The sequence below is a fragment of the Limnospira sp. PMC 1279.21 genome (assembly GCF_032349615.1).
Taxonomy (GTDB): Bacteria; Cyanobacteriota; Cyanobacteriia; order Cyanobacteriales; family Microcoleaceae; genus Limnospira; species Limnospira fusiformis.
This window is the reverse complement of record NZ_JARPLU010000564.1, coordinates 1-391: the sequence shown is the minus strand read 5'-3', so window position 1 is coordinate 391 and position 391 is coordinate 1. Positions and strand designations below refer to the sequence as shown.

1 protein-coding gene is annotated in these 391 nt (G+C 62.7%); it reads right to left on the bottom strand.

The window, feature by feature from the left end:
* Positions 1-391: phosphotransferase (locus P5683_RS25955; protein ID WP_315669525.1), on the bottom strand; the 391-nt coding region annotated here is incomplete at both ends.

The window sequence follows — 391 nt, the reverse complement described above, 5'->3', positions numbered from 1 at the left end:
GCATTGAACAACTGGCAAATCCTGTCCCAGCTTGCCTGCCTGTGACGCAGCGCCAGGTAATGGGCCGCGTCATGGCCCAGCGGAAACAGGCCGCAATTGTCCCAGTCCAGCACCCAGCCGTTTGGCAGCACATTGCCGATACTGGGGTCACCGTGACTGAATCCACGCGGCAACGCCGCAATGCGTTCACGCCACAAGGGCAAGGCCTGATCCAGCGGCGGGTTGTGGCCCGGAAACATGGCTGCCAACAGGCTTGGGGTTGTCTCCATCAAGGCGTCAAGCTGCCCGACGCCAAAGTCGGTCATCGTTGATGGCGGCCGCGGCAGCGTTGCGGGGTCGATTGTCTGCAACTGCTGCACCAGATTGGCGGCCGAACGCAACGTGCGCTGCT